This window comes from Shewanella algicola (assembly GCF_014648035.1).
GTDB lineage: Bacteria > Pseudomonadota > Gammaproteobacteria > Enterobacterales > Shewanellaceae > Shewanella > Shewanella algicola.
Genome location: NZ_BMQI01000027.1, coordinates 19014 through 31815, shown reverse-complemented (window position 1 = coordinate 31815; position 12802 = coordinate 19014). Strand labels below are relative to the sequence as shown.

Sequence of the window (12802 nt, the reverse complement as noted above, 5' to 3'; positions counted from 1 at the left end):
TAATAGTTATCTATGAGTTAGTATCATTTGAATTAATTTTAGGCTTGGTTAAATTAAAGTCAAACTAAACCAATAAAAGCAGACTCAAGATGACTACATCACAAGAAGCATTACAAATTAAAAAAATGACTATCGGTACCGACAAATACCCAATGCCATTACCGCCTAAATTCGACACTCCTCAACAGCAACAGCAGTATGAAAAACAGCGTTTAGCGGCTGCGTTTAGAGTGTTTGCCCATTATCGATTTGATGAAGGCTTAGCAGGCCACATTACCCTACGAGATTGTATTGACCCAGAAACCTTTTGGGTTAACCCATTGGCGGTACATTTCTCAAAAATCAGAGCATCAGATTTGGTTCGTGTGGACCATAAAGGCAACATTATGGAGGGCAAACACCCCATTAATAATGCCGCGTTTGCGATTCATTCTCGTATTCATCACGCTCGCCCGGATGTGAATGCTGTTGCTCATGCCCATACAACTTACGGCCGAGCTTTTTCTTCGCTTGGCGAGTTACTAAAACCCATATCGCAAGATGCCTGTATGTTTTATGAAAACCACAGCGTATTTGACACCTTTACCGGCGTGGTGGCTGACTTGTCTGAAGGCGATATGATTGCCGAGGCTTTGCAAGGTCATGCTGCGGTTATTCTACAAAATCATGGTTTATTAACCGTGGGTAAATCTGTTGATGCCGCGACGGCAAATTTTGTCATGCTAGACAGTTGCTGCCACAGTCAGTTATTGGCTCAAGCGGCTGGCGAACTTAAACTCATTGGCCATGACATTGCCACCAAAACCCGCCAAATGAATGGCTCAGATCTCGTGACCTGGGGCAACTTCCAACCTATGTATCAAGTGGTTCTAGCACAAGACAACAGCTTCTTAGATTAACCTGAGTCAGGGGTAGGGGGTGAGTTTATGTTATTTAAAATCAACATGTTACCTATCCTCACTTTCAAGCTTGCCATTTGTTCCGCTAACAAGACGAATTTACGCGTCAATAGGTAGCCTATTGTAAGTCGATTCAACGCCGTTAGCAGGGCAAAGGACTGTTTGAAAGGCGTTAATTATCCCGAGTTCAGGTTAGATTAATCTCTAGCTTAATACCACTCTCGCTAAGCCGTTTGGCTTAGCGAGCAAGGATGCATCTATGACAGGTTCGATTATTACCGAAATACTGCTGCCACTTGCGCTCGCCTTTATCATGTTTGGTATGGGGTTAAGCTTAACGCGCTTTGATTTTTTACGCCTTTGGCAAACACCAGCACCCATTGTTACTGGATTTGTGGGGCAAATTATTGCACTGCCTTTTCTCGCGTTGGGTATTTGTTTAGCCATGGAGTTATCGACACCCATGGCGATAGGTTTGATGATTTTGGCGGCATGCCCTGGGGGGACAACCTCTAATGTTGTGAGTCATTTAGCTAAAGCCAATTTAGCCTTGTCGGTGAGTCTGACCGCCATCAGCAGTATCGTATGTGTGTTTACCGCTCCTTTTGTGATTCAATTTGCGGTTGGCTATTTTGCCAATGGTGCTCCCATTGATGTGTCGTTAACCAGCATTTCTTTAGGCTTGTTAGTGATAACGCTGCTGCCCATTGTGTTTGGCATGGTTGTACGCGGTTATTACCGAGAGTGGGCCATTAAGGTTGAAGTGTACTTTAGGCGGTTTGCATTAGTGTTTTTGTTATTGATGATAACTGGGGTCGTCATTCAAGAGCATGCCATTATTGTTGAAGCCTTTAACGAGGTATTTATTGCCTGCTTATTGTTAAATTTTGGTGCCATGTTCATTGGCGTGGTGAGTGCCAAGCTATTAAAACTGACCCATAAAGATGGCTTAACTCTGGCGATTGAAATTGGTTTGCAAAACTCAACCATGGCGATGCTCATTTGCATCAGTTTATTGCAAATGCCCAGCTATGCTGTGGTTGCTGGCGTGTACAGTTTAACCATGTATTTAGGGGCTGGGCTGCTTATTGCGTATGCCAGCTATACTAGTAAACAAAATCTAGCCAATCACAATAGCGCATCAATGTAGCGCATCAATGAACATTAATTTAGTTCTCACATTAACTCAATAAGTTGTCACATGCGATATTGGCTACCATGTTCGCATGTATCAACAGGCCCAAGGATTAAAGTGACTGTTCTAGTTGATGAATTTGCGCCACGATAGCGCTATTCACTGGGGTTTTTACGCCGTACTTTTCACCTAATCGCACTACCGCACCGTTGATGTACTCAATTTCTGTTTTGCGTTTTGCTTGAATATCTTCCCACATTGATGAACGGGCTTGCGGGTCAATGTCGAGCATCTGTTTCGCCAGCAAGGTAAATAACATATTGGGTAACGATAGAATGACCGGCAACCACTTGGGTGTCACTTTAGTGTATTGATGTAATTCTATGTTTGCAGCTTGGCACACGTTGAGCCATTCGGTCATTGCCGCAGCTAATTGACGACGGCAATCTCGTTGGCTCAGTTGTTGTTTGATGGGTAAACCCGTTATGGCGTTTAATGCATTGTTAAGATTTAACAATAGCTTACCGTAAATGATTGGTGCCATGTCTTGATGTAAGCTACAGCCAAACTCTTGTGCAAGCATGGCAATTTGAATCACCTTGGTGTGGTCATTTTTTTGCAAAGTGAACGCGCCCTCGGTGCCTTTATGAAAGCGACCATTGGGTTGTTGCAACACATTAAAAGGCGTAATGCCTTGCAGTAAATTGCAGTGACTCAGTACATCTGTGATGGTATCGAAACTGCCTAAGCCATTTTGCATAAAAATAATGCTGCTGTTGCTATGCGTGATGGTTATTAATGTATTGGCAATACTACTGACTTGATGACACTTTAAGGTGACAAACACCACATCAAAAGCGGCATAAGCTGTTGGCGCTTGTTCAATGTCGGTGATCAGTGTTTGCGGCATAACCGTTTGTAAAAAACCTTGGTAATCACTTAAAGTAATGCCGTTGTTTTCTACTAGGGTTTGTTTTATTGAAGGGCGGCAAATTAGGCTCACATCTAAACCCGAAAGGCACAGTTGTCCGGCAAGATAACACCCGGTTGAACCTGCACCAAAAATGGCAATTCTCATTAAGTCACCTCGTTGCTTTATTATTGATGAGCATATTGTTTTTGTTATCAGTTGTAACATATCAGTCTTTTTGTCAGTGTAGAACTTTAGAATAAGGTAAAAATAAAATGAAAAATCATTACATTACTGCGCTAGCACTGAGTTGCTTTACATTGAGCGCTTCGGTGACAGCCGCAGACATTAAAGTGATCCATGCTGGCACATTATTAACCCTTGCCGGTGAGTCTCCACTCACGGAGCATACGCTGGTGATTACAGATGGTATTATTACCACGATTGAGAAAGGCTATGGCGCAGGACCATTCGCGACATCGCAAGACACAATTGAAATTGTGGATTTAAAAAACAGCTTTGTGATGCCCGGTTTAATGGACATGCATGTGCATTTGCAAGGCGAACTCGGCCCTAAAAATGATAGTGAAGCATTACGAATGTCGGATGCTGATGTGGCTATGCAAAGTGTGTATTTTGCCAAAAAGACCTTGCTTGCAGGGTTTACCACTGTGCGTGATTTAGGCGCTAAGTCAGAACAAATTTATGCACTACGTGATGGCATTAATAAAGGCTGGGTTGATGGGCCGCGCATTATTGCATCGGGTGGCGTGTCAGTGACCGGTGGCCATGGTGATGTTGACGGCATGAGCCCTGATTTACTCGATAAATACACCTCAAAAACGATCTGCGATGGCCCGTATGATTGTCGCCGAGCTACTCGTAGAGCAATTAAGTTTGGTGCCGATGTGATTAAGATTACCTCTACCGGTGGGGTGTTATCAGACACTAACACAGGTACAGGCCAGCAAATGGATGATGATGAATTACGTGAAGTGATTCAAACCGCCCATGCGCTAGGGCGAAAAGTGGCTAGCCATGCTCATGCTGCACAAGGTATTAATGCTGCATTGCGTGCTGGAGTCGACAGTATTGAACATGGCAGTTACGCCGATAAAGAAAGTATTAAACTGATGAAGCAAAGTGGGGCTTATTTAGTGCCGACATTATTAGCCGGTGACACAGTAGTCGCAATGGCTAATGCCGCAGGTGCTGACTTTATGTCGCCTGCGATAAAAGCAAAAGCCATTAAAGTGGGGGGCGATATGATGAAAAATTTCACTGCCGCCTATAAAGCTGGAGTTAACATAGCTTATGGCACCGACAGCGGTGTATCGCACCATGGTGACAACGCCAAAGAAGCGGTGTTAATGAGCCAGGCAGGAATGACTAATAGTGACATTTTAAAAAGCGCAACCATTAACGCCGCTAGGTTAATTGATATGTCGGATTCCTTAGGCTCGTTGGCGGTTGGTAAGCAGGCCGATATTATCGCGCTGCCAACGAGCCCACTTAAGCACATTGATGCACTATTAAATGTGCCTTTTGTGATGAAAGCTGGAGTTATCTACAAACGCTGATGATATTTTGTCGACAGTAAAGGTGGTGGATTAATAAGCTTATTGCGTGAGTTTTACGTTTTGTATCGCAGTATTGATCTAAACATCAAAATAATTATTGAATATTGACCTCTAGCACTATTATTTGTTTGATTTTTACCACTAACTTTTTCATAATTGCAAACACTGTTTATACGGTATCGAACACTATAAAGTCTTTGCAGGATTAAGATGTACATTACAGACTGCACAGTGGAGACACAGGATGTGGATTTTAGCTAAGGATTGCTTATGCCGATTAATAATATCGCACTATTAGTGATGGTGTTATTGTGCTTTGTTACTGTATTGCTGATGCTTAATTTAAAAGAGCATCGGCAGGTAAAAGCAAAAAAACAGCAGTTAAACTCCTACGAACAGATCCTCGATCAAGTTGGCGCATATATCTACGTTAAAGATATTCATTGCCGCTATGTGTATGCCAATCAACTGACCTTAGACTTTTTTGGTGTCACCCAAGAACAACTTAAAGGCACTACTGATGTTAACTACTTCCCAGAAGCCGCTGTTGAATTGTTGCTTAAGAATGACCGTAAAGTATTAGCGCTTCAGCTTAAAATAGCTGACGATATTATGGTTGACGGCAATGAAGACGGTATCAGCCATGTTTTCCATGAAATAAAACAGCCTTTGTTTGATGAAAAAGGTAAGTTAACAGGTTTAATTGGCGTATCTACCGAGATTACCGACGAGTACAATTTACGCTCGGAGCTTGAACTGCTTGCTAATACCGATCCTCTGACAGGTTTGTATAATCGTCGCTCATTTAATGCATTTAGTGAGCACGAATATGTAAGGGCTATGCGCTATTTTGAACCTTTGTCGTTAATGATTATTGATATCGATTTATTTAAAAATGTCAACGATACCTATGGTCATTTAGTCGGCGATGAAGTGATAAGGCGAGTCGCCTTGGTATGCAACCAACACATCCGAGAGTCCGATGTCTTGGCCCGTATTGGCGGCGAAGAGTTTGCGATTTTATTACCCAGAACAGACACTGAGTCTGCTTATAAATTAGCAGAGCGTTTAAGAATATCTCAGCAAACGTATCGCTTTCCTGGCCAACATGAAGCCAATGACTTACCCGAAGTGACCATTAGTATTGGAGTATCAACTTTATCTGTAAAAGATAAATCCTTTGCACAAATGCTTTCCCGAGCAGACAAAGCGCTGTACTCATCAAAAAATATCGGCAGAAACAGCGTACATGTTGCATAACACTCACTAGTTTGTCATGCCGTAAGCTTAAAATTTATTAATTTAAGTTGTGCGCAACTAATTATTGTTGTTACTATAAATACAGAGGCCTAACACAGTAAGTGCTGCAGATTAGAGATCAATGTGATCAACGAGTTTTGCCTTAAATTTATCGAGTAACAATTTGAGTTGATCCATCTCATCAACACTGACACCGCATTGATCAACAATACTGTTATGTATCGATTGTGCTTGTGGTTGTTTATCTCGGCCCAAGTCAGTTAATTGCAAACATAGCATGCGCTCGTCATTAGGTGTGCGGACACGCTTTAATAAGCCGTCAGACTCTAAGCGCTTAATCACTGGGGTGAGCGCTCCCGATTGTTGACCTAATTGCGTAGCGACACTTTTTAAGCTTAAGCCGTCTTGCTCCCATAAAATGAGCATGACTAAATATTGGGTGTAAGTAAGCCCGATAGATTCAAGCAAAGGCTTATAGAGTTGAATAATTGCTAGCGAGGTTGAGTAAACCGCAAAGCAAAACTGATTATTAAGGCGAATAGGTGGGTGTTCATTCATAATTTAGCGCTCAGCGATTAATGTAATGTGATCAACCTAAGTAACGTTTTCGTACAACATGGCTTTCGGTGTTTGATACTTATAGTTTACTTGTATATACCACTAAAGGCCATGCTGTTTTTATATACAACTTGAAACGGGCTTTGTCATCGTTATTGAGTCGATTTATTGCAAGAAAGATGCACGGTTATAGCGACTTTTCGACTGTTTTGCACTCATTTCAATCAATAACCTCATTGAGCAATGACAGTTAATAATAGCAGTAGTTGCTAGCCCAATATTGACTAAAATGAAGGACACAAAATGAAAGTATTAATGGTTTTAACTTCGCACGATGAACTTGGTGACACAGGGCATAAAACCGGTTTTTGGTTAGAAGAACTTGCAGCACCATATTACGCGTTTATTGATAAAGGCGTCGACATTGTCTTAGCTTCACCAAAAGGTGGTTTGCCACCATTAGATCCAACAAGTGACAAAGAAGATTTTCAAACAGATTCTACCCGCCGTTTTACTGCCGATGAGCAAGCTCAGGCGTTGTTAGCCAATACTCACAAGCTCGCGTCAATTAACCTTGCTGAATATGATGCTGTGTTCTATCCAGGCGGCCATGGCCCATTATGGGATTTAACTAACGACAAAGATTCAATTGCACTGATTGAGGCGTGTTACAACACCGACAAGCTATTAGGTTTAGTGTGTCATGCACCTGGTGTACTTAAGTACCCTAAAAAAGCAGATGGTTCACCGTTAGTTGCAGGTAAAAACGTGACAGGCTTTACCAATGGTGAAGAAGACGCTGTGCAGTTAACAAACGTTGTACCGTTTTTAGTTGAAGACATGCTGCAAGAAAATGGCGCTACGTACAGCAAAGCTGACGATTGGCACCCATATGCCGTTGTTGATGGCAAATTGGTTACTGGGCAAAACCCAGCGTCTTCAGAGTTAGTCGCTGAAAAAATGTTAGCGCTGCTTAGCTAATCCCAACTTGCTTGAGTGGCAGGTTAACTTTTACATCAATCAGCCCAGTGATCTGTCATTGGGCTGATTTTATTGCTCAAAGGAAGGATAGCAAATGATTAAATTACACCATTTAAATAAATCACGTTCAAAACGCATTATTTGGTTACTCGAAGAACTCGGCGTGGATTATGAGCTAGTTGCTTACCAGCGCGATGCGACAACATTTTTAGCGCCTGAGTCGCTTAAAAAAATCCACCCATTAGGTAAATCACCAGTGCTTGAAGCTGACGGCTATACCATTGCTGAATCAGGTGCGATTACCGAATACCTTATTCAAACCTATGGCGCGGATAAGTTGATGCCAACCCAAGGCAGCGCAGACTATGTCGATTATCTACAGTGGATGCACTTTGCAGAAAGCTCGGCTGCATTACCATTATTGTTGAAAATATTTGTCAAAATGGAAGGCGCTGAAACGCGTTTTATTGGTCAATATGCTGATACAGAAACCGCAAAAGTTGTCAGCTACGTGAATGACCGATTAGCAGGAAAACGCTATTTAGTGGGAGACAGCTTAAGCGGCGCCGATATTATGATGTCGTTTATTGCTGAGCTTGTCGGCCAAAACGGTGAGTTTGAAAAATACTCAAACATTGCTAAATATTATCAACAATTGCTCACCCATGATGCCTTTAAAAAAGCATTACAAATTGAAGCAGATAATTAACCGATAGTTGCATGCCACAACCGCTAAAAATAAAGGTGAACAGGGTTCACCTTTTTACTGTTCAATATTTAAACAATTCATTTACATGGTAAAAGCAGGTAAATTCGTTGGCTAAAATTTGTTCTATCTAATACTTAGGTGTTAGTATTGTGACAGTTTAGTCATATTTTGGTTTAAGGTGATGTATGTCAACTTTATCTAAAGAAGAATTAGCCTACTTTAGCGATGTTTTTTCGCCAGAGCGCTCTGGTGATTCTGAAGATAATACATTATCAAAACATTCACTTAGCGTAGCGACTGAAATTCCACAAGTGTTATCACATATATTGGGTAACGCTAAACTCACCCTGCTGGCAGAAATAAGCTACTACCGGTTATGGTTTCCACTGCAACTTAAACAAGATGAATTTGGCCAGTTTACGCCAGAGCTTGGTACACCAGAAGTGCTTGATATGCGTGGTGGTGAGCGAAGTTGGCGTATGGATAATGTAAAAGATTTACGAGTGATTGACAGTGAAACATCAAAACTAGTTGAGGTGTTGTCATTATCAAGCTCAGGCATCACCATAAGAGTACCGCAAGAGCTCGACACTCAATCACCAAGGCACACACGACTTATATTACCTAACGGCACCCAGGTTGATATGGAGTTTGAACCTGTTCGAACTGAAAATGGCGTGATGGCGGCCAAAATCAGTGCCGAGGGCGAAAACAGGCAGATGTTAAGGCAGTTTTTGTTCAACCAACACAAAGCTAAATTTTCGCACCTTTACGAAGACATTAACCGTTAACGCTAAAGTCTTTGGCTAACATCACTTTTATCGCACCAATAAAATCGTGGTCATTTTTGGCCTGAATAAGCTGGCACAGCTCATCTCCCACCGTAGTAAAGCGATAATAGGTAAACAATAAATGTTGCCCTTTAGGGGTTAAGCTCATATTGGCATGGAATAGAGTCAATTGAATCTCTTCATTACGGTTTAATAAACCGGTTTCAAACTCACTTTTATGTAAAATCCCCGCATCAACCAGCGTTAAAATATTCGAATAAGGCAAACCAAACTGCGACAAACCAAAATTGGTTTGGTTGTGTTTACGGAAATACTGGGTGATCCCACCATTAACTCGATAACCACTTAACAGCTTAAATCTGGGTTCAGTATTGATTTTGACTGACATCCCGAGGGCTTTTTCAAATATCTGCGCTTCACGCAAAGTCAGTTGCTTTAATACGGCTAATGTTCGCAAACTAAAATGACCCGGATTAACGATTTCGCTGGCTAAAATCCGCGCCCATAAATCTTGCATTTTACGGTTATGGATTTGCTCCGCCATTTGGAAAAACTGATAACGCCAGTCAGGATCAAGTTCTACTCCGGTCACATCAGACGGAGTGTAGTTAAGGGCGAGGGCGAAGATACTTTCAAGATTAGCCTGATGTTGACTGAGCTGTTTACGCTCGCGGTGTTCGGCGCGTTCAGCAATTGAAGCAGTAGAAGGGCGATAGTCATCTTCACTCGCTAACCCGATAACTCGCCCGAGCATTAACGCTTTTTTACGCGCAGACACCTGAGCATTGTCATCGGGCATTTCCATTACATCGATATCGGCCATAGTTATCCTAAAAAATATAGCAATTTGATTTAAAGCAAACTATTTAAAATCTTAGCAGGCATTAGCGTTAATAAATTCCCATTTATGTGAATGGATGATTCAAATAAAGCTGTATTTTAGATTGAATTTCATCGCTGACATATCACGGTGATTTATAGCCTGAAGCTAAGTTTAACTATGCCTTACATTTATCGATTTACCAAACAAAAGCTCGGCTATTCAATCCCAAAAATCCACACTCATCCACCCTCAGTTTTGGCACTCAATTTTCATATGCAACAGGTCATCAAACGAAATAATAAGCAGCAATACTGAGCCCACAACAATCTTTACAAAGTAAATGCAAATGTAAATTGTAATGCGAATTGTTATCAATACGTGTATGTTGCATTCAGATTTTTGAAAATTGTTAACGCACCGTGCGTTTTGTTGGAGAGATAAATGAACCCAAAGTTAACCTTATTGTCGGTCTCTGTCGCTAGTGTACTCAGTCTAATGACTCAAGCGCAGGCAGCAACTGATCCTGAGTCGTTAGCCAAAGCCATTGCAAAACAAGAAGCTGAAATTGTTTTGTTAAAACAGCAATTGGCATCACTTGCGGCAGAACAACAAAAACAACAGCAAAAAAGTATAGCCGTCGCCAAACAAGTTGATCATGTATCAAACAATATTGATAAAGCGGATGCCCGTTTTAGTCAGTTTAGCTTTAAATCATATGGTACTGCTGTGTACACCAGTGATGAATATTTCGATAACGTACAAGACACATCGGCAGAGCGACGTAATCGCACGGATTTAGAGCGCATTGTGACCGAATTTGGTTACCAGTTCTCTGATGATTGGAGCATGGAAGTTGAAATTGAATATGAACATGGCGGCACGGGTTCAGCATTAGAATATGACGGTTTTGATGAATTTGGTGAGTTCGAATCCGAAATGGAAGCTGGTGGTGAAGTGGTCGTTGAAAAAGCCGAAATTCGCTATCGTCCAAGCAAAGCGTTTGGAGTGAAATTCGGTAATATTCATTTGCCGATAGGTTTAACAAGCATTTTGCACAAGCCAAATCAATATTTAACTGTGCAACGCCATAAGAGTGAGGCTGCAATGATGCCAACCGTTTGGAACGAAAATGGTATTGGTATTTATGGTGAGATTTCAGATTTTCATTATCAAGCCCAAATAGTGAGTGGCTTAAATTCGGAGTATTTCCGCACCTATGATTGGGTGGCATCTGGTCATCAAAAACGCTTTGAGGAAGTCAATACAGATGACTTAGCCTTTGCTGGACGTCTTGATTACGGCAACTTTAAAACCGGCAGTGCGGTTGGTGTGGCTTATTACTATGGCAATACCAGTGGTAATCGTCATAAAAGTAATAAATTAGACGTTGATGGTGCGTTAAGCATTGTTTCTGTTGCGGGGGCATTTGTTGAAGGGCCTTGGATACTTCGCGGTCAATATTTATATGGCACGTTAGACAACGCCGATGCGATCACGCTAGCTAATAAAACCACGCCAGGCTTACAACCGGGTAACTTTGCCCAATTGGGTTCAGAGTCACAATCATTTTTTGTAGAGGCTGGTGTAAAGCTTGACGAATGGTTTGATCTTCCGATGACTGTTTTTGCCAATGTTGATTATTCAAATCCACTCATGGCTGTTGAAACGGGCACCGCAACTAAACGTTATGAAAACACTTGGAGCAGTGTAGGTATTAACTATTCCCCTATCCCTGAGATTGTGATTAAAGCCGAAGGTGGTGTTCACCAAGTGGCTGTTGCCAGTATTCCAGATACTCACTTTTTTGCTTTAGGTGTGGGATATCAATTCTCGCTATAAATTTATTTATTTGATTTAATTTTTTTTACATGGAGTTTTATTATGCGCTTTAAACAGACAGCAATAACATTGGCTTTAATTACGACTTTATCAGCATGTGGCGGTTCAGGTTCGGATAGTACAAGTACCGAAACACCAGCGGAGCCAACAACAGGCTTTAGTTTTGCCGCTACAGAAATGATCACTAATTTAACCGATGATGTCATTGTGGCTGGTTATGCCAATTTAGCTGCCGAAGGTGATGCATTATTATTAGCGACACAAGCATTACTAAGTGCGTCGGCTACGCAAGCCGATCTCGTGGCTGCACAGAATGCGTGGAAATCTGCACGTGAGCCTTGGGAGCAAGGAGAGTCGCATATTTTTGGCCCTGTAGATTCTTTAAGTATCGATCCACATTTAGACAGCTGGCCTTTAAACACCACCGATTTACAGACTCAGCTAGATAATAATAGTGGCTTTGATGCCGAAACAATTAAATCTTGGAACGATGATGTTCAAGGCTTTCACACCATGGAATACTTGTTATTTGGTAATGGCGTTGACAGCAATACCAAGCTAATTGCAGATCTTACTACCAGTGAGCGAGAGTATTTAATTGCGTTAGCAGAAGTGTTTAGAGATTACACCACAGTGTTAGATGATGCGTGGCAAGTGAACTATAACGCTGAAAATGCAACAGCTATACCTTATGCCGATTTACTTAAAACGCCTGGTGATGCAACCAACACGATTTACTCATCACAACTGGCGGTGATTGAAGAATTAATCAATGGCATGATCGGTATTGTCGATGAAGTGGGTAACGGTAAAATAGCCGATCCATTTGGTGATTCAATTAGCACTGCTGATACGTCTAAGGTGGAGTCACAATATTCATGGAACTCATTGACTGATTTTGCTAATAACATCATTGGTGTACGTAACGTATATCAAGGTGAGTTTACTGGTGCGTCAGATAATACCGGATTAGTAGACTTTGTTGCCGCAGCAGATGCGACGTTAGCCGCTCGTATTACCAGTGAAATTGACGATTCAATCTTAAAAATTCAAGCTATTTCAGGCAGTACAGATATGCCATTTCGTCAAGCTATTTTGGACGAAGATGGTCGCGTGTTAGTGCAAAGTGCAATTGATGCACTAACAACACTGCAAACTTCATTGGAGTCAGACGTACTGCCTTTGTTATCAGATTGGAACTCATAATTTAGCTAATTTCTCTCCCAATAAGCTCATGGAGAGGCTTGGTTGGGAGGGGAAGTGCGACCCTTTACAATATAATCCTAAGAATAAAGGGTGTGCTATGGCTAATCATCT

Annotated in this window: 12 protein-coding genes; 9 read left to right on the top strand and 3 right to left on the bottom strand. The window is 41.6% G+C overall.

The features are described 5' to 3' along the window. Positions 1–89 precede the first annotated feature (89 nt). Both IEY42_RS12710 and IEY42_RS12705 read left to right on the top strand, forming a co-directional pair. Positions 90–899, top strand: coding sequence for a class II aldolase/adducin family protein (locus tag IEY42_RS12710; RefSeq protein WP_188925577.1), 810 nt, complete (start codon positions 90–92; stop codon positions 897–899). A gap of 259 nt (positions 900–1158) precedes the next feature. After that, positions 1159–2049, top strand: a complete 891-nt coding sequence (locus IEY42_RS12705; RefSeq protein ID WP_188925576.1) for a bile acid:sodium symporter family protein — start codon at positions 1159–1161, stop codon at positions 2047–2049. 97 nt (positions 2050–2146) lie between these two features. Here the strand turns inward: IEY42_RS12705 and IEY42_RS12700 are convergent, their stop codons facing one another. Beyond that, positions 2147–3112 carry a 2-dehydropantoate 2-reductase gene (locus IEY42_RS12700; protein WP_188925575.1) on the bottom strand — a complete coding sequence of 322 codons (966 nt, stop codon included), beginning with the start codon at positions 3110–3112 and terminating at the stop codon, positions 2147–2149. 107 nt (positions 3113–3219) lie between these two features. On the opposite strand from IEY42_RS12700, the gene IEY42_RS12695 reads away from it, so the two are divergent. Next, positions 3220–4524, top strand: coding sequence for a metal-dependent hydrolase family protein (locus IEY42_RS12695; RefSeq protein WP_188925574.1), 1305 nt, complete (start codon positions 3220–3222; stop codon positions 4522–4524). Positions 4525–4794: 270 nt separating this feature from the next. Continuing rightward, a complete protein-coding gene (locus IEY42_RS12690) occupies positions 4795–5784 on the top strand; it encodes a sensor domain-containing diguanylate cyclase (protein ID WP_188925573.1) in 990 nt (329 codons plus the stop codon). A gap of 111 nt (positions 5785–5895) precedes the next feature. Here IEY42_RS12690 and IEY42_RS12685 read toward each other — a convergent pair whose 3' ends face one another. Beyond that, a complete protein-coding gene (locus IEY42_RS12685) occupies positions 5896–6342 on the bottom strand; it encodes a MarR family winged helix-turn-helix transcriptional regulator (RefSeq protein WP_188925572.1) in 447 nt (148 codons plus the stop codon). 303 nt (positions 6343–6645) lie between these two features. Between IEY42_RS12685 and IEY42_RS12680 the strand changes: the two genes are divergently transcribed. The 3 genes from IEY42_RS12680 (at position 6646) to IEY42_RS12670 (ending at position 8823) form a co-directional block, all read left to right on the top strand. Continuing rightward, positions 6646–7323: a type 1 glutamine amidotransferase domain-containing protein gene (locus IEY42_RS12680; protein ID WP_188925571.1), complete on the top strand. Its 678-nt coding sequence runs from the start codon at positions 6646–6648 to the stop codon at positions 7321–7323. Between the two features lie 94 nt (positions 7324–7417). Further along, positions 7418–8032: a glutathione S-transferase family protein gene (locus IEY42_RS12675; protein ID WP_188925570.1), complete on the top strand. Its 615-nt coding sequence runs from the start codon at positions 7418–7420 to the stop codon at positions 8030–8032. Between the two features lie 185 nt (positions 8033–8217). Beyond that, positions 8218–8823: a hypothetical protein gene (locus IEY42_RS12670; RefSeq protein WP_188925569.1), complete on the top strand. Its 606-nt coding sequence runs from the start codon at positions 8218–8220 to the stop codon at positions 8821–8823. Here the strand turns inward: IEY42_RS12670 and IEY42_RS12665 are convergent. After that, positions 8813–9646, bottom strand: coding sequence for a TIGR03899 family protein (locus IEY42_RS12665; protein WP_188919981.1), 834 nt, complete (start codon positions 9644–9646; stop codon positions 8813–8815). The genes IEY42_RS12670 and IEY42_RS12665 overlap by 11 nt on opposite strands. Before the next feature lie 441 nt (positions 9647–10087). On the opposite strand from IEY42_RS12665, the gene IEY42_RS12660 reads away from it, so the two are divergent. Both IEY42_RS12660 and IEY42_RS12655 read left to right on the top strand, forming a co-directional pair. After that, on the top strand, positions 10088–11485 hold the full coding sequence (locus IEY42_RS12660) for a hypothetical protein (RefSeq protein WP_188925568.1): 1398 nt from the start codon (positions 10088–10090) through the stop codon (positions 11483–11485). 42 nt (positions 11486–11527) lie between these two features. Continuing rightward, complete coding sequence (locus IEY42_RS12655) at positions 11528–12691, top strand: imelysin family protein (RefSeq protein WP_188925567.1); 1164 nt, start codon at positions 11528–11530, stop codon at positions 12689–12691. Positions 12692–12802: the final 111 nt, after the last annotated feature.